Source organism: Marinobacter sp. LM1 (assembly GCF_042763285.1).
In the GTDB taxonomy this organism is placed as follows: Bacteria; Pseudomonadota; Gammaproteobacteria; order Pseudomonadales; family Oleiphilaceae; genus Marinobacter; species Marinobacter nauticus.
The window spans coordinates 3,371,497-3,389,497 of sequence record NZ_CP114373.1; the positions used below are offsets into that span (position 1 = coordinate 3,371,497).

13 protein-coding genes are annotated in these 18,001 nt (G+C 57.9%); 3 read left to right on the top strand and 10 right to left on the bottom strand.

Annotation, left to right across the window (positions count from 1 at the left end; all coding sequences use genetic code 11):
• Positions 1-24 precede the first annotated feature (24 nt).
• The 9 genes from nosR to OZ656_RS15885 form a co-directional block, all read right to left on the bottom strand.
• Positions 25-2,133, bottom strand: coding sequence for a transcriptional regulator NosR (gene nosR, locus OZ656_RS15845; protein ID WP_278350473.1), 2,109 nt, complete (start codon positions 2,131-2,133; stop codon positions 25-27).
• Between the two features lie 141 nt (positions 2,134-2,274).
• Positions 2,275-2,676, bottom strand: a complete 402-nt coding sequence (locus tag OZ656_RS15850) for a ribonucleotide reductase subunit alpha (protein ID WP_153740668.1) — start codon at positions 2,674-2,676, stop codon at positions 2,275-2,277.
• Positions 2,677-2,732: 56 nt separating this feature from the next.
• Positions 2,733-3,482, bottom strand: coding sequence for a Crp/Fnr family transcriptional regulator (locus OZ656_RS15855; RefSeq protein WP_014422450.1), 750 nt, complete (start codon positions 3,480-3,482; stop codon positions 2,733-2,735).
• A gap of 152 nt (positions 3,483-3,634) precedes the next feature.
• Positions 3,635-4,441, bottom strand: coding sequence for a peptidylprolyl isomerase (locus OZ656_RS15860; RefSeq protein WP_273031093.1), 807 nt, complete (start codon positions 4,439-4,441; stop codon positions 3,635-3,637).
• A gap of 65 nt (positions 4,442-4,506) precedes the next feature.
• Positions 4,507-5,187, bottom strand: a complete 681-nt coding sequence (gene narI / locus OZ656_RS15865) for a respiratory nitrate reductase subunit gamma (protein WP_014422452.1) — start codon at positions 5,185-5,187, stop codon at positions 4,507-4,509.
• 19 nt (positions 5,188-5,206) lie between these two features.
• A complete protein-coding gene (narJ, locus tag OZ656_RS15870; RefSeq protein WP_183576818.1) occupies positions 5,207-5,947 on the bottom strand; it encodes a nitrate reductase molybdenum cofactor assembly chaperone in 741 nt (246 codons plus the stop codon).
• Between the two features lie 10 nt (positions 5,948-5,957).
• The gene (gene narH, locus OZ656_RS15875; RefSeq protein ID WP_183576819.1) at positions 5,958-7,535 is read right to left on the bottom strand and encodes a nitrate reductase subunit beta; all 1,578 of its coding nucleotides are present in this window, start codon (positions 7,533-7,535) and stop codon (positions 5,958-5,960) included.
• Positions 7,532-11,275, bottom strand: a complete 3,744-nt coding sequence (locus OZ656_RS15880) for a nitrate reductase subunit alpha (RefSeq protein WP_153740663.1) — start codon at positions 11,273-11,275, stop codon at positions 7,532-7,534. The genes narH and OZ656_RS15880 overlap by 4 nt, the downstream gene beginning before the upstream one ends.
• Before the next feature lie 130 nt (positions 11,276-11,405).
• Complete coding sequence (locus OZ656_RS15885) at positions 11,406-12,665, bottom strand: nitrate/nitrite transporter (protein WP_022990853.1); 1,260 nt, start codon at positions 12,663-12,665, stop codon at positions 11,406-11,408.
• Positions 12,666-12,847: 182 nt separating this feature from the next.
• Here OZ656_RS15885 and OZ656_RS15890 point away from each other — a divergent pair, with 182 nt between their 5' ends.
• From OZ656_RS15890 to OZ656_RS15900, 3 genes are all read left to right on the top strand, one after another.
• Positions 12,848-14,704, top strand: coding sequence for a histidine kinase (locus OZ656_RS15890; RefSeq protein WP_153740662.1), 1,857 nt, complete (start codon positions 12,848-12,850; stop codon positions 14,702-14,704).
• Positions 14,705-14,732: 28 nt separating this feature from the next.
• Positions 14,733-15,392 carry a two-component system response regulator NarL gene (gene narL, locus OZ656_RS15895; protein WP_011786531.1) on the top strand — a complete coding sequence of 220 codons (660 nt, stop codon included), beginning with the start codon at positions 14,733-14,735 and terminating at the stop codon, positions 15,390-15,392.
• 90 nt (positions 15,393-15,482) lie between these two features.
• Positions 15,483-16,028: an SCP2 domain-containing protein gene (locus OZ656_RS15900; RefSeq protein ID WP_194841901.1), complete on the top strand. Its 546-nt coding sequence runs from the start codon at positions 15,483-15,485 to the stop codon at positions 16,026-16,028.
• On the opposite strand, the gene OZ656_RS15905 is transcribed toward OZ656_RS15900, so the two are convergent.
• On the bottom strand, positions 16,003-17,991 hold the full coding sequence (locus OZ656_RS15905; protein ID WP_199452482.1) for a bifunctional diguanylate cyclase/phosphodiesterase: 1,989 nt from the start codon (positions 17,989-17,991) through the stop codon (positions 16,003-16,005). The two genes, OZ656_RS15900 and OZ656_RS15905, sit on opposite strands and share 26 nt — an antisense overlap.
• Positions 17,992-18,001 lie beyond the last annotated feature (10 nt).

An 18,001-nucleotide genomic window follows, 5' to 3' on the forward strand; every position in this document is an offset into this window, starting at 1 on the left:
TTATGGCTGGCTCCTCGGGACTACTCAGTTCACCTGCACCACCGGAATTTCCTCTGGGTGGCCGGGTGCGTTGTGACCACGGCGCTTGCCACGGCGCTTCACAATCAGCGGCGGGCACTTGTGGTCGTCGAAATAGGTCATCTGACAATCCAGGCAGTAGTGGCACTCCATGTAATTGATGTGTCCATCCGGATGGATCGCCTGGACTTCACATTCCTTGTCGCAGAGACGGCAGGGGTTACCGCATTCCTTGCGACGTTTGAGCCAGTCAAACACCCGCAGTTTGGTGGGCAACGCCAGGGCGGCACCCAGCGGGCACAGGTAGCGGCAGTACACCTTGCGGGTGAAGATATTGACCACCAGCAACAGCACGGCGTAGGTCACAAACGGCCAGGTGCGGTCAAAATGCAGGGTAATAGCGGTCTTGAACGGCTCCACTTCAGCCATGCGCTCGGCGGTGGCCATGGACTCCAGAGAAATACCAAACAGCACCAGCAGGATGATGTACTTGATGGCCCACAGGCGCTCGTGCCAGGCAAAAGGCACGGTGTACTGCGGTACCTTGAGCTTGCGGGCGATTTCATTGATCAGCTCCTGCAGGGCGCCGAACGGGCACAGCCAGCCGCAATACACCGCCCGCCCCCAGAGCAGGACGATGCCGGCCACCACGGCCCAGAGCACGAACATGATCGGATCGATCAGGAAGGTTTCCCATTTGAAGCCGCTGATCAGGCTGTTCACAAACGTCAGCACGTTGACGATGGAAAGCTGACCCAGGGCATACCAGCCGATGAAGAACAGGGTGTAAACCAGGAAGCCGTGGCGAATCCAGCGCATCATTTTCGGCTTCTGTACCAGCCAGTCCTGGAAGAACAGGATGAACAGCAGCACGGCGATACCAAGACCCAACACGGTGATCTGGAACTGTTTCTGGTACCACACCTGAATCCACAGCGGCTGGTTTTCAAGCCACTCTTCGTCGCTCAGAACCGGTTCCGGACGCGTGTAGTACTGGTCTGGCAACTGGTACTCCAGAGGGAACACCTGGAATTCACTGTCCAGCGGGCCGGTCTGGCGCTTGACAGTCAGCTCCAGCGTCCAGGGCGTGCCAGGATCGAAGTTGTACTGCTGGCGCACGATAAAGATCGCCATTTCCGAAAACTCGGGCATACCCTGACCGTAAACGTCGCTGAGCCGATGGAAATCGAGATCCCGGAAGTTGAAGGTGTCGCCAAACTGGCGGATCTGCACCCGGTCAAAAATGCCGCCCCGCACGTAGCCGGAACCTTTAAAGGAGTATTCACCGTTGGCCATCACCGCGATGGCATGTTCCCCGTCCTGGAGTTCAGACATCAGCCACTGGTATTGATTTTCACCCAGAAGGTTGCGACCAATGGTCGGCGCATCCAGATAGGCAGCGTAGAGCTCGATCAGGATGTCATCGCGTTCGCCCGCGTCTGCAGTTTCGATGCCCTCGGCAGGGGTTCCTACAAAAGAGTCGTCGACCTGCCCTTTGGTCAACACCAGGCGGCGAATGGAACCGTCACCGGTCAACTCCTGCCAGGACTTTTCCTGAAACTGTTCCGCGTTCACATTGGCCATGGGCGGCCGGTTGCTTTTGCCACCTTCAATCAACCCAATCTCGACACCCACCCGGTGGGCAGTGCGCATAATGACTTCGTTAATAACCATCACGGTGACCGTAGCGCCGGACAAGCCATCCACCGCCACCTTGCGTTCGGTAGACGTGCCTCCAACGGTCACCCGCTGGTCGGCTTTCAGACCGGTGTACTGGTCAGTGAACTCATGCATCTTGCTTTCGGGGATACCCACCAGCAGGATGGGTTCATCGTGATGTATGACTTTGGCGGCACGAATTTCTCCGGCGGTATCGAGCACCACCATGGCATTCAGGGGTTTGCCGGAATAGGCGGGAGTCTGGACAAAGTCCAGGGACTGGTAGGCGTAGCCTATAAGCTCCTCACCGGAATACACCTGTTGGATGGCTCGGTTGCCTTCCATCGGCTGGAGTTCTGTCGCTTCCGGGAAGGCTTTTTCGATGAGCTGGCGTCCGGCCGGAGGGCTGTATTCCGATAACGGCTGGGCCCAGCTCAGCGAAGCAGCAAGTATCATCAAGATGGATAGCGCACAACGGAGGACGTTTCTCACTACAACTCCCAATACCCCATGGATTACATCAAGGGTCGTTCAATTTTGAGGAAAATCAAATACCTCTTTGAGGATAGTCCTCGGCCAACCAGAGGCGCCTTGAGTTCAGTCAAGGCTAATGGCGTGGCCGGCTTTATTGAGGGGAAGGTAATTGCCCAGATGCCCCATGCGGATGCTTTCCACCATCATGGTCAGGGGTTGCTGGGCCTCATCACTGGAAGGAGCATGGCCGCCACGGCCCGACATGGCCGCGACAAAGACCATGTCCCAGTCCTGGCCTGTCGCGCGGGATTCCTCCGCTAACACATCGAAATAAGGAACCTCATCGGGGGTTTTGTCGACACAGATAACCGGCATCAGTGCGCCACCCTCGCCGCGTTCAAAAGCAGCCCGTTCTGCGGCACTGGCGTCGTCTGGTAATTCGGCTTTGCAAAAAACGAACAGAAAGCGCTGGGGCTCCGGTTCTTTCCGGCTGGCCTGAACAAGATGCTGGTAACTGCTGATCATCACTATCCCCTGATGTTCAAGGCGGTCAAAAAGCCGGGCCCGGAGGCCCGGAGAGGCTATTGGCTGATAGCGATCAGCCGCTGAGGGTCGGAAATAAAGAGCTTGCTGCGATTCACTCTGATCAAACCATTGGATTTGAGATCTGCCAGTATTCTGGAGAAAGTCTCGGGCTGCATGGCCAGGCGTGAAGCCACCAGGCATTTGGGCAACGGCAACTCGACTTCGCCACCTTCCTCCGCGCCGTTCGGCAGCAAATCAATGAGGTAACGAATCAAACGATCCCGGGCATTCTGGACAGTCATGATCTCAAGATCGTGGAATCTGGACACCGCACGCATGGCGTAGTGGCTCAGGGCCGCCTGGGCATACTCGGGATTCCGATCCAGCAATTCCCGATAAGCTTTAACCGGGATCATGAGCACTTCGCTGGACTTCAGGGCCTCTGCGTAGCATGCATACCTGGGCGGATTGGCATAAATCATGACTTCGGCAAAACAGTCCCCGGGTGCAATACTGTCAAGGGTTCGGTCTACGCCGGAGGAATCCAGGCGATACAGACGCAGACGGCCTGAAATCACAAAGAAGAAGTGATGAGCCGGCATATCCTGACGGTAGAGCAGCTGGTGGTGACCGAGTCTCAGCCGGCGCGATTGCTGGATCAGACTATCGAGGTCTTTCGGGCGCAGATTGCAGAACAGGGCATGGCTGCGAAGCGCTTCCAGGCTGTCTTCTTCATCAAGTGGTTTGTTGATGGCGACAAGCACCGGCTTGGTATATCGCTGTTCAGCAGTTTGTGTCATGGCCATGGTTGTACCCTCTCTGCATATTCATGCATTCAAAATCTTATTTTAAATACTAGAAGGATACTGATGAAAAATCGCTCCCCCGATGGGGGTATCCTTGGTGTTATTCCTGGGTAATTGACTTAGCTCAATTATTCGCTTTGCTAACCAAGCAGTCATTGCATCAAAGGCGAATCCGGCAGCTCCAGATCAACGCCCTCCACACCGGTTTCCGCAGCCAATACCTGGAGATATTGCCGGAATGCCCGGCGGGTCACGCTTTCGCTCAGGTACTGGCGAATCTGAGGTTTTACATGTTCATAAGGCAGCAGTTCGCCGTTGATTCGCTGGTCTACTCGAACGATGTGCCAGCCATAGCGGCTTTCGATCAGCTCGGGGTGGAGGCCTTCGTTCAGGCTCAGGACCGGGCGTTCGAATTCTTCGACGGTCTGGCCTTTGCTGATCTGGCCGAGGCTGCCGCCCTGGTGGCGGGATTCGCAGGCGGAATACTGTTTAGCCAATTCGTTAAACTGCGAGCGGCCGTCCAGGAGGGCAGACAGCAGCTGTCGGCCAGCTTCTTCCTGACGCATGCGCTCTTCAATATCATCCGGAGCGGCAGCCAGCAGTATGTGGCTGACGGCCATGATGGTAGGGCTGCAGAAGCGGGCGGGATTGGCGGCGTAGAAGCGTTCGCAGTCCTGTTCGCTCGGGTCTGGCACTTTGAGCTCGAGTTCCAGCACCCGGGCTATCCGGTCTTCTTCGTCTTCGATGCTGTCCAGGTTCAGGCGGCTGGCCTGTTGCAGTAACAATTCACGGATGGCAAGGCTTCTGGCTGCTTCGTGCCAGGCTTCCGCCAGCTCTTCCGCGGGATGGTGCTGCATTTCCCGGGCGATGTCGTCTTCATGGATGAGAGTCTCACCCACATAGACCGGCGGGAACTGGTTTCTGGGTTTGCCGGCTTCGCCGGTGGGGATCAGTTGCATGGTGCGACTCTCCGTCAATCAGTTTGCCAGCCTCCCTCCCGGGACGAGAGGGTGGCTGTATCCGTTCAGGCGCGCTTGCGAACCACCTGGTACTTCCGTCCGAAATACTCCACCGGCACGCTGAGCATGTGCACCAGTCGGGTGAACGGGAAGAGTACGAAGATGGTCAGGCCCAGGAAGATGTGGGTCTTGTAGATCCAGTGCACGTCGGCAATGTAGGCGGCGATGCCAGATCCTTCCAGGGTGAAGACGCCCTGGGCCCAGGCGGAGAACTTGAGCATGGTGCTGCCGTCGAGGTGGCCCATGGTGGGCAGGATGGTGAGCATACCGAGGACCAGCTGAACCACCAGAATGATGATGATCATGTTGTCAGCGAAGGTGCTGCTGGCCTGAACCCGCGGGTCGGTCATACGACGCCAGGCGAGCATGCCGCCACCGATGATGGCCATGACGCCGGCGATACCGCCCACCAGGATCGCCATCACCTGTTTCTGGCCCGGAGTGATGATCCACTCGTAGGCCCAGTGCGGAGTAAGCAGGCCCACCAGGTGGCCGAAGAAGATCACCAGTACGCCGACGTGGAACAGCACGCTGGCCATCACCATGTTTTTCTTGCGCAGCATCTGGCTGGAATGGGCTTTCCAGGTGAACTGGCCATGGTCATAACGCGCCCAGGTACCGACAAACAGTACCAGCAGGGCGATGTAGGGATAGATTCCGAACAAGAGTGTGTTGATATAGGACATTGTCTTTTCCTCCTGCGCCTCAGGCGCGCCCTGCCGGACGGGGCGTTGCGTCCGTCATCAGCTGATCACTCAGGTGAATGGTCTGGGTCTGTTCCAGTTCGCGGCGGCGCTGTCCAACCACGCCACCGGTGCCACAGGAGCTGCCCTGGTCATCCACAAATTTCACCATTTCCTCTTCCCAGACCTTGTCCAGTGCTTCGGGGGTGTCGTCGCGCTCTTCCGAGGCAACGAGCTGCGCCAGTTCCTGGCGGTCGGCCTTGCGGCCGGACAGCACCAGCAGGGAATCCATCGCAACGTGGTAGAGGCTTTCACGCTGGTACAGGCGCTCTCCAAGCAACCCCAGAATGTGGTGAATATCCTCCAGCCAGTTCAGGATTTCCTCCCAGGGGCGGGTGGAGAGGTATTCCAGGAACAGCGGCAGGTAATCCGGCAGTTCTTTGGCATCAATTTCCAGGCCGTTGGCCCGGTATTGCTCCATCAGGTCGACCATGGCCTGGCCGCGGTCGCGGGATTCGCCATGCACGTGCTCGAACAGCAGCAGGGAGGTGGCCCTGCCCCGGTCGAAGGTGCCCACGTAGGCTTCCTGAAGATCCATCAGGTCACCATCGCAAAGGCGATCAATACAGGTCAGCAGTTGTTCCTTGTTTTGCCGCGGCAGCCGGCTGTCCTCCAGGACAGCGGCGACCAGGGCGTCTTTGGATTGCTGCAGTTCTTCGGTGGGGTACTCCAGTACCCGCGCCAGTACTTTCAAAAGTTGCATCGCGGCCTCCTCAGTCCTGCAGCTGCTTCGGGTCAACCTGCTTCACGGTCGCCAGCTTGCTGACCATGCTGGTGGTCTGCTTCTTGCCGCCGAACAGGCTGAAATCGCTGTCACCACCGTTGCAGCCATCGCCGAAGCTGAAGCCACAACCGCCGCGCTCGCCATAAGCGGTCGCATCCGGGAAGGCTTCCTTGGCCAGCTCACGATGACTGGTGGGAATCACGAAACGGTCTTCGTAGTTGGCGATGGCCAGGTAGCGGTACATCTCATCGGCCTGGGCCTTGGTCAGACCACACGCTTCCAGGGCTCGCAGGTCTTCCTTGCCTTCCACGGTTTCGGCGCGCTTGTATAAACGCATGGCCATGATCCGCTTCAGGGCCAGTACGATGGGCTTCTCATCACCGGCGGTCAGCAGGTTCGCCAGGTACTTGACCGGGATCCGCAGGCTCTCGATCTTCGGCAGTACGCCGTCGAACTCAACCTTGCCGGCTTCTGCCGCAGACTGGATCGGGCTCAGGGGCGGCACGTACCAGACCATCGGCAGGGTGCGGTATTCCGGGTGCAGCGGCAGGGCCAGCTTCCAGTCCACCGCCATCTTGTAGACCGGACTCTGCTGGGCAGCTTCGATGACGTTCATCGGGATGCCGTCTTTCTTCGCCTGTTCGATCACTTTCGGGTCGAACGGGTCCAGGAAGATTTCCAGCTGCTTCTCGTACAGCTCGTGCTCGCCCGGGGTGCTGGCTACTTCTTCGATGCGGTCTGCGTCATACAGCAGCACACCCAGGTAGCGGATCCGGCCTACGCAGGTCTCGGAGCACACGGTGGGCATGCCGGCTTCGATACGCGGATAGCAGAAGATGCACTTCTCGGATTTGCCGGTTTTCCAGTTGAAGTAGATCTTCTTGTACGGGCAGCCGGAGACACACATCCGCCAGCCGCGGCACTTGTCCTGGTCGATCAGAACAATGCCGTCTTCTTCCCGCTTGTAGATGGCACCGCTCGGGCAGCTGGCAACACACGCCGGGTTCAGGCAGTGCTCGCACAGGCGCGGCAGGTACATCATGAAGGTGTTTTCGAACTGGCCGTAGATATCCGCCTGCACCTGGTCAAAGTTCTTGTCCTTGCGACGTTTGGCAAACTCGGTGCCCAGGATTTCTTCCCAGTTCGGACCCCATTCGATCTTCTTCATGCGCTGGCCGGAGATCAGCGAACGTGGCCGTGCAACCGGCTGGTGTTTGGTGTCACCGGCAGTGTGCAGGTGCTGATAATCGAAGTCGAACGGCTCGTAGTAGTCGTCGATTTCCGGCAGGTCCGGGTTGGCGAAAATGTTCGCCAGCACCCGGAACTTGCCACCAATGCGGGGGCGGATCTTGCCGGAGCTGTCGCGCATCCAGCCGCCCTTCCACTTATCCTGGTTCTCCCACTCTTTCGGGTAGCCGATACCAGGCTTGGTTTCAACGTTGTTGAACCAGGCGTATTCCATGCCTTCACGGCTTGTCCATACGTTTTTGCAGGTGACGGAACAGGTGTGGCAACCAATGCACTTGTCCAGGTTCAGCACCATGCCGACTTGGGAACGGATTTTCATTTTACAGCCTCCTGAGCATAGTCATTGCCTTCACCGTCGAGCCAGTCCACGTTCTTCATCTTGCGGACCACCACGAACTCGTCCCGGTTGGAACCTACGGTGCCGTAGTAGTTGAAGCCGTAGGAATACTGGGCATAGCCACCAATCATGTGAGTCGGCTTCGGACACACCCGGGTAACCGAGTTGTGAATACCGCCACGGGTACCGGTGATCTCGGAGCCGGGTATGTTCACAATCCGCTCCTGGGCGTGGTACATCATCACCATGCCGGGCATCACCCGCTGACTCACCACCGCACGGGCGGCAATGGCACCGTTGGCGTTAAACAGTTCGATCCAGTCGTTGTCTTCCACGCCTATCTCTTTGGCGTCGTCCTCACTCAACCAGACAATCGGGCCGCCACGGGACAGGGTCAGCATCAACAGGTTGTCACTGTAGGTGCTGTGGATACCCCACTTCTGGTGCGGGGTGATCCAGTTCAGCGCTTTCTCTGGGTTGCCGTTACTGCGCTGGTTGATCATGCTGCCCACGGCCTTGGTGTTGATAGGCGGACGGTACACCAGCAGGCTCTCGCCGAAGGCGCGCATCCACTCATGGTCCTGATAGAACTGCTGACGACCGGTCAGGGTGCGCCAGGGAATCAGCTCGTGCACGTTGGTGTAACCGGCGTTGTAGGACACGTGTTCGTCTTCCAGGCCAGACCAGGTGGGGCTGGAAATGATCTTGCGCGGCTGCGCCACGATGTCCCGGAAGCGGATTTTTTCCTCTTCCTTGTTGGTCGCCAGGTGGGTGTGGTCCAGCCCGGTCATTTCAGACAGGGCAGCCCACGCCTTCACCGCCACCTGGCCGTTGGTTTCCGGCGCCAGGGTCAGGATGACCTCAGCGGCATCAATGGCACTCTCGATCTTCGGGCGACCTGCGTTGGCACCCTCAAGGTGGGTGTAGTTCAGGTCCTTCAGGAAGTTGACTTCCTTCTCGGTATTCCAGTTGATGCCCTTGCCACCATTACCCAGCTTGTCCATCAGCGGACCGAGGGAGGTAAAGCGGGCGTAGGTGTTCGGGTAATCCCGCTCCACGGTGATGAAGTTGGGCGCGGTCTTGCCCGGAATCAGGTCGCATTCGCCTTTCTTCCAGTCCTTCACATCAAACGGCTGGCCGAGTTCCGCCGGCGCGTCGTGCAGCAGCGGCAGGGTGACCACGTCTTTCTCGACACCCAGATGACCCTCGGCTGCCTTGGAGAAAGACTTGGCAATGCCCTTATAGATTTCCCAGTCGCTACGCGCTTCCCAGGCCGGATCGGTGGCAGCGGTCAGCGGGTGGATGAACGGGTGCATGTCGGAGGTATTCAGGTCGTTCTTCTCATACCAGGTTGCGGTCGGCAGAACGATGTCGGAATACAGACAGGTGGTGGACATACGGAAGTCCAGAGTCACCAGCAGGTCGAGCTTGCCTTCCGGCGCCTGGTCGCGCCATTTCACTTCTTCCGGTTTGGCGCCACCCTCGACACCCAGATCCTTGCCCTGCAATCCGTTCTTGGTGCCCAGCAGGTACTTGAGCATGTACTCGTGACCTTTACCTGAGGAGCCCAGCAGGTTGGAGCGCCAGATGAACAGGTTACGCGGGCAGTTTTCCGGCGCTTCCGGATCTTCACTGGCGAAGGCCAGAGATCCGTCCTTCATGGACTTGGCCACGTAGTCCGCCACCTCCATACCGGCCTTCTCGGCTTCCGCGGCAATGGTCAGCGGGTTTCGGTTCAGCTGCGGCGCAGACGGCAGCCAGCCCATGCGCTCGGCGCGTACGTTGTAGTCGATCAGACTGCCACCGAATTTGGACTTGTCTGCCAGCGGCGACAGGATTTCATCCACGCCCAGTTTCTCGTAGCGCCACTGGCCGGAGTGAGCATAGAAGAAGGAGGTGGAGTTCATGTGGCGTGGCGGGCGCTGCCAGTCGAGACCAAAGGCCAGCGGCTGCCAGCCGGTCTGCGGGCGCAACTTCTCCTGACCCACGTAGTGGGCCCAGCCACCGCCGCTCTGGCCGATACAGCCACACATGATCAGCATGTTGATCAGGCCGCGGTAGTTCATGTCCATGTGGTACCAGTGGTTCATACCGGCACCGACGATGACCATGGAGCGGCCCTTGGTCTTGTCAGCGTTGTCCGCGAACTCACGGGCGATTCGGATCACTTTCTCGGCCGGTACGCCGGTGATCTGCTCCTGCCAGGCAGGCGTGTACGGCTTCACTTCGTCATAGGAAGTGGCGCCATCGTCGTCACCCAGGCCGCGGCTGATGCCGTAGTTGGCAACCATCAGGTCGTACACAGTCACCACGCGACCTTCGGAACCATCGGCCAGCTGAACCTTGCGGGTACCCAGCTTGTGCTTGAGGATGTCCTTGAATTCCACGTGGTTGTAATGGTCGTGTTCGATACCACCGAAATACGGGAAGGCGACATCGACGACTTCGTCGTGCTTTTCAACCATCGACAGCTGAAGGTTTACATCGGCGCCTTTGGCGGTCTGCTTCAGGTTCCACTTGCCTTTCTCGCCCCAGCGGTAGCCGATGGAGCCGTTCGGCGCAGTCAGTTCGCCAGTGCTTTCGTCAATGGCGATGGTTTTCCATTCCGGGTTGTTTTCTTCACCGAGGCCATCCACCAGGTCACTGGCACGCAGGAAGCGGCCCGGTACGTAGCTGCCGTCGTCTTTCTGTTCCAGCATGACCAGGTAGGGCATGTCGGTGTAGCGACGAACGTAGTCAGTGAAGTACTCGCTGGGCTTGTCAACATGGAACTCTTTGAGGATCACATGGCCCATGGCCATGCCCAGAGCGGCGTCTGTACCCTGCTTCGGGTTCAGCCACTCGTCAGACAGCTTGGAAACTTCCGCATAGTCCGGGGTAATGGCAACGGTCTTGGTGCCCTTGTAGCGTACTTCGGTGAAGAAGTGGGCATCCGGGGTACGGGTCTGGGGTACGTTGGAGCCCCAGGCGATGATGTAGCCGGAGTTGTACCAGTCGGCGGATTCCGGCACGTCGGTCTGCTCACCCCAGGTTTGCGGAGAGGCGGGCGGCAGGTCGCAATACCAGTCGTAGAAGCTCATGCAGACGCCACCGATCATGGACAGGTAACGGCTGCCCGCGGCGTAGGAGACCATGGACATTGCAGGAATCGGAGAGAAACCGATGATACGGTCCGGGCCGAACTTCTTGGCAGTGTAGACGTTAGAGGCGGCAATCAGCTCGTTGACTTCGTCCCAGCTGGAACGGACAAAACCGCCCATACCACGGCGAGGCTTGTACTCGGCGGTCTTGGCGGGATCTTCAACAATAGAGGCCCAGGCTTCCACCGGGTCATTGAACTGGATACGGGCAGCACGCCAGAGCTTCATCAGGCTCTTGCGCATCAGCGGGTATTTCAGGCGATTGGCACTGTACATGTACCAGGAGTAGCTGGCGCCACGAGGGCAACCACGGGGCTCGTGGTTGGGCAGATCCGGGCGGGTGCGGGGATAATCGGTTTGCTGGGTTTCCCAGGTAACCAGCCCGTTCTTCACGTAGATTTTCCAGCTGCAGGAGCCGGTGCAGTTCACGCCATGGGTGGAGCGCACGATCTTGTCATGCTGCCAGCGCTGGCGGTAGCTGTTCTCCCAGTCGCGGTTCACTTCGTGGATTTCACCGTGACCGTTGGAGAACGATTCGCGGTTCTTCCTGAAGTAATTCAACTTGTCGATCAAATGACTCATGGTCTCTCTCTCCATCAACCCGTTTGCCGGATCGTTGTTCCGAATGGAGACCATTGTGTGGGATCAAACCCCTGAAATCTGCGTGGTTACTACCACATAACCCGGGTGTACCACCCTGTGGGTAGGCGACCTATAACCCGGGTTGGAGAAGCATCTTTCGCTCCTCTCTGCGGGCATGTCGGGAGAAAAGCAGCAGGCTGACACTCAGCAACAGGAAGAGAATCATGAATACGGCCGTACGCACGCCCAGCCACAGGTTCAAGCCACCAAACGCAACTGGCAGGACAAACGCAACGGCACAGGCGCTGACCAGCAATACACCGGCAAACAGGGACGCTTCCTGTCGGTTGGCCAGAATCACCATACGCTGAAGGGATCCCATGGCGGTACCCATGGCCACCCCCAGAATCACGACCAACGTGCTTTCAAGGACAACAGGCAGAGCGAACTCCACAACCAGCTCCTCTTCCACGCCGGTAATGAACAAAGTCATGGGGGGATAAGACAGCACCACGAGTGCCATCAGACAACCCGCCAGTGCCCGCGTCGCAACCCGGGCGGAACCGAAATGATCGGACAAGCCTCCGCCGGCCACCTGAGCTACCGCACCGGGAATGACAAACCATTGCGCCAGGCGGGCCCCGGAATCCAGCGTAAGACCATACTGGCCTGAGAGGAAATCCGGAAGCCACAACGCCAGCGCAAAGAAACTGCCGGCAACCACACCGAAATACAAACACAGGGGTAGATTCCGACCCTGCCGGATCACCCCGAGAATTTCTCTGGCTGATCGTTCACGGCTTTCGTCTTCTTCACCCGTGGCGTCGGTCAGCATAATCAACAGCGCGATCACCAGAAGCAGGGTAATGAGGTAGGCCAGAGGTACGCCCTGCCAGGAGAACGCCTCATGGAACAGCGGCACCAGATAATAGTTGAAACCCGCTCCGGTTACCCCGGAGCCAAAAACCCCGAGCACGAGACCCAGCCGCCTGGGCTGGCAATGGCTGACCACAAACTGCAGACCGGCGCCGTAGAAGCCGCCCGCCAGCCCCAGTCCGGCGGCGGCAATAAGGTAGCCAATGTAGGTGTTTGTCAGCAGCAGTATCCCCATGCACACAGCAAGACCGCACAGACACAACAGCATGACTTCACGGGCACCATATCGCTGCGCCGCAAGCCCGGCCGGAATCGCAAGTATGGCGCTGACCGCCATGGGCATGGCCAGAAGAACCCCAAACTGCAAACTGCTCAGACCCAGGTCGGCTCGGAGATGCACGCCGGCAACCGCAAACAGTGTCCAGCAACCGGCAGCCACCACAAAGCCGGTCAGCGCCAACGGCAACACTACTGCCAGAGATGCTAACCTCTCTTCATCCCGTTCCGATTGCATTACACGCTCCCTGAATCCCATTCTTTAGTCTCGACTTTTGCCTGAACACGGGTCAAAGGCTATGATGGGTTATAAACCATTGGGGTAATTGACTATCCTCAAGGAGGTATCACGACGGCGCGTTTTCCACGATAATTTTGCTGCCTGTCACTATCCACATCCCTCGAGCCTTGAAGCTATCCATGACCTCCAGAAGCCCGCTAGTAAATCGACTGGCTGTTGTTATCGGCGCCATCGTGCTGACGGCCATTGTCAGCATGGCCACCACTCTGGCTGTGTCCAACAGCATTGAGGGCAATGCCACTGCTATCAACCTTGCCGGTTCACTGCGTATGGGAGCATTCCAACTGGCGGCAAGATCGGCCTCTGAAGATCCCGTAGAAAACACTGACACCCTTGATCAACGCATTGAGGAGTACGAGGACAGGCTCAGGGATCCCGCCATCATCCGTTCCATTCCCCGCACCGATGATCATCCCCTCGTCGAACAATATAAAACCGTGGAATACGGCTGGGCCAATCAGCTCAGGCCGTCACTGGAGAGCCACCAGACTGGCGCCCCTCTATCCGCCGAAATGATCACGACAGTGGAGAGCTACACGGTAGAAGTGGATCGCTTGGTCTCCATGCTGGAACAACGCACCGAGGCCAGAATCGACCTGCTGCACCTTATCCAGATCATCAGCATGGTGTTCTCGGTATTGATTGTTCTCGCCCTGTTTCTGGACCTCAAAAACCGCATTCTCCGGCCGCTGCGGAAACTGGTGGGCATTGCCACCGCCGTGGGCGAACAGGATTTCAGCCACAAAGCCGATCTCAAAGGCTCCGATGAGCTGGCACAACTGGGCCAGGCCTTTGACCAGATGACCAGTGAACTGGCGCTGACCTACTACGAGCTTGAAAGCCGGGCCAGGCAGAAAACCGAGGAACTTGAAATCAGCCATGCGGCTCTGCAAGTAATGCACTCCGCCAGCCGAGGGCTGTTCGCCAATCATGATCTGTGCAGTGGCGCCATCCCGATGCTGCAGGATCTGGAGCAGTTGCTGGGCATCGGTCCCATCCGCCTGTTCCTGCATGACAAGGAATCGGCAGAACCGGTGGAGGCCATTACCACTGCCACACCCAAACGCCCCTTCTATTGCCGGGATCACCATTGCAATGCCTGTCTGGTAACCCCCGAGGTCTATGATGAGATGCCGCTGGAAAATAATGATGGCCGGCGGCTGTTGCTGCCAATCCGAACTCCCGGGCAGTTGCTGGGCACACTGGAGGTCTGGTATCCGGCTGAAAAAGGATTACCGGAGACCTCGCGCCGCCTGCTGGAGACCCTGACCGACCAGTTGGCAACTGCCATTTTCCTGGAAAAACAGATCACCGAAGAACAACAGCTGACGCTGGCAGAAGAACGCACGGTGATTGCCCGGGAGCTACACGATTCCCTGGCACAATCGCTCTCGTACCTGAAAATGCAGGTGACCCGTCTGCGCCGGCTGAACATTGATGGCGAGCAGAAGCCCATCCACGATGACATCCTGGATGAACTGAGCACTGGCCTGAACAGCGCCTACCGCCAGCTGCGGGAACTACTGGCCACCTTCCGGCTGAAACTGGATACGCCTGATCTGGCGACTGCCCTGCGTAAAACCATCGACGAATTCTCAGAGCGCCTCGGTAAACCGGTAGCGTTTGAATACAACCTGCCGCCCCAGACGCTGTCGCCCAATGAGGAAATCCACACCCTGCAGATCATTCGTGAAGGGCTGGCCAATGCCGTCAAACACGCCGATGCCACTGACATAGCTGTAAAAGTAGTGTTCGATTCACCACAAGTGCGGGCCAGCATACAGGACAATGGCAGGGGATTACCGGGTGGCGACCAGCCCGTGAACCACTATGGCCTGATTATCATGCAGGACCGTGCCCGCACACTCGGCGGCAAGGTCAATGTGCGAAACAGGGATGAAGGCGGCGTGGAAGTCGCGCTAACATTCGTACCCAAGAGCCGCAACCTGATTCCAACGGAAACTACGCCGGCCTGAGCCGAGCGCAGGACAAAAGAGAGAAACAATGTCTGAGACACCCGCAAGCATTCTGTTGATCGACGACCACCCGCTGCTGCGCCAGGGCATCAAACAGCTGATCGGCATGGAAGACGACATGGAAGTGATCGGCGAAGCCAGCAATGCCGCCGATGGCATCCGTCTGGCCACCGAGCTGGAGCCGGACCTGATCCTGATGGACCTGAACATGCCGGAAATGGACGGCATCGAAGCCCTGAGAAAGCTCAGGGAACAGAATGTCAGCTCGCGCATCGTTATGTTTACTGTCTCAGACCAGGAAGACGATGTGGTCGCGGCATTGCGGGCGGGCGCCGACGGTTACCTGCTCAAGGACATGGAGCCCGAGGACATGATCGCCCAGTTGCACCAGGCGGCGGTGGGCAAGATGGTGATCAGTGACCGCCTCACGACCCTGCTGGCTGAAGCCCTGCGTTCCAACAAACCGCAGCAGACCAGCCGTCCCGACTTCGACAGCCTGACGCCGCGGGAGAAAGATATTCTCCGGCTGATTGCCGAAGGCCTGTCCAACAAGATGATCGGGCGTAAACTCGACATCAGTGACGGCACTGTCAAGGTCCACGTCAAGCACCTGCTGAAAAAGCTGAACCTGCGCTCGCGGGTGGAAGTCGCCGTCTGGGCGGTCGAGGAAGGCTTGCACAAGGGCTGACTGTTCATTCCCCTGAGTTATATCAAATCCGTTTATTGCGGTTTGAGGTAGGCTCTCCCTGTCTGTTTCATGATTTCAGGAGAGCCTGCCATGCTGCCTACCCTGCCCAGTTTCGGCAAATTGCCCACACCACCCGGGTTCGCGCAGCTGCAACGCCTGAGCAATCAACTCCAGCACAATCCCCTTGCGGGCCAGACCCTAGCCGTGATCCGGGAGTATGCCCCGTCACCGGTGCCACTCCTGAACGGCATTGATCAGCGAATGCCCGTCGCCCTGAAACAACTGGCAGCGGAAGCGCCCCTCAACCGGCTTTTCTCGGACGCCATTGCAGAAGGTGAATTCGACGATTTCGAGGGCCGTCGAATCCGCCTCGAAATCAATGGCGGCCAGCCAGGCATTACCCTCGGTTATTGGGCCGGGCGCCTGCGGGTGCTGAACGGTCCTGGTGAAGCCACTATCCGGGGGTCCGTTGGTGCATTCCGTACATTGGCGGAACGAAAGCAAGACCCCGATCAGTTGTTCTTCCAGCGCCGGCTGGTTATCGAGGGGGATACTGAACTGGGGCTGGCCCTGAAAAACCTGCTCGACAGCCTGGACTGGCATCTGCGGCTCAGGGATTTTCTGAAACCCTGGTAAGCGCCCATTCCGGGAACGTTCTCCAACGGTTAATCCAGGCAGGGATCAGGGGCGCTTCAATGGGCGGAGACATGGCAAATCCCTGAGCGCATTCGCACCCGAGGCTCAGCAGAATCTCACCTTGCCTGACACTTTCCACGCCCTCCGCAACCACCTGCTTCCCGAAAACCCGCGACAGACCGATCACCCCCTGAAGAATTGACAGGTTTTCACTGTCATCCTCAATGCCGGATACAAACTCCCGATCGATTTTCAGAGTATCGACAGGAAGGCGCTTGAGATAAGACAACGATGAGTAGCCAGTACCAAAGTCATCCAGGGAGAAGGTCACCCCAAGCTCACGGCAATCCGCAATGGTCTGTACGGCTTTGTCCAAATCCCCAAGTGCAGCGGTTTCCAGGATTTCCAGATCTAGCCTGACAGGGTCAACCCCCGGAAAGCCAGACAGGATTTTTTGCAGGTGCCCGGCAAAGTGATCAGACTGAAGATGGTTAGCGGCGATGTTAACGCTGACATTGACCCTGACACCCTCTTGCTCCCAGCGCTGTATCTGCAGCAGCGAGTTTCTCAACACCCATTCACCAACCTGAATATTCAGCGTGTGATGCTCAATCGCCGGCAGGAAGTAACTCGGAGGGAGCAGCCCTTCCCGGGGATGTTGCCACCGGATCAGCGCTTCAACGCCCAAAACCTCTCCAGTCCGGAGATTAACCTTGGGTTGAAAATAAAGCCGGAACTCATCCTGGTTGAGCCCCCTGCGGATGTCCTCCAGTAACAACTGACGGGCTCGATACTGGCTCCGCTCGCCGGCATCAAGATACAGCCAGCCACTGCGCATCTCGTGTTTTGCCCGATACAGGGTATTATCCGCCTGCCTCAGCAAGCTGTCTGCGTCCTCAACGGCGCCATCCGGAAACAGGACAACACCAGCCGTAAACCCCGCAGAAACCTCAACACCGTCGAGTTCAAAAGGCTGACTGGCCGTCAAACGCAGAGCTTCCAGCCGCGACTCGGCTTGGCTGGCATCCGGCAGCAACAATGCAAACTCATCACCACCTGTTCGCGCCAGGCAGGCATCCGCCGGGATCGCATCCAGCCACCGCCGGGACAGCAAGCCGAGCATTCGGTCTGCCGCATCTTCTCCCAGACAGTCGTTGAGATCCTTGAAATTATCAAGATCAATAGACACCAGGGCTGCCGAGTTCTCAGCTCTCACTTCATCTGCAAGGTATTCACGAACTCGTCGGACGATGCCGTTTCGGTTCCAGAGGCCGGTCAAGGCATCGGTATAAGCGAGCGTTTCCAGATGGTGCTGATATTCTCGGGCTTGTTCTTCCAGGGCCTGATTCAGCCTTTCATGCTGTATTCGGGACAGCTCGTCTTCGGCCCTCAAGCGGGCCATTTTCTCCCGCATTAACTGAATCGTGCTTGATGAAAGCTTTCCGTAAATTTCCAGCAGCGCGTTGACCAGCACCGAGGCGGAACCGCTCAGCTCTGCATCGACCCGGTTTTTTGCCTCACTGACTTCCAGGCCTTGCTGAACCAACTCAACCGTCAGAGCCATTCGGCGATCTGATTCGAGGATATGGAAGGCTAACCAGCGTGTGAGGAAGTCAAACAGTCTGGTTAACACCTCTTCCTGAGGTTCGCGGCTGTTGCGCAGCTCCTCAACCTGCGCAAAAAACATCTGGTGTGACTCGCGGTGGCTTTTCGCCATCGCTGCTTCACTGAGGGTTTTGTTCCAGATCGCTTCCTCGTATTCAAAATGAAACGCCGCGTAGGTGAGCAACTCATCAAGAATCTGATCGGGCGTTAACTCGGAGGTATCCGATGCAAAGTGCCACGCCAGTCGATTCAGGATATTGACCAGCACCTTGTGCTGTTGATCAATATCATCAATGCCGGTCTCGAAATTCCGGTTCCAGGGGAAGATTTCGAAGGCATTCGGCACATTATTGGTCACAGAAGGACTC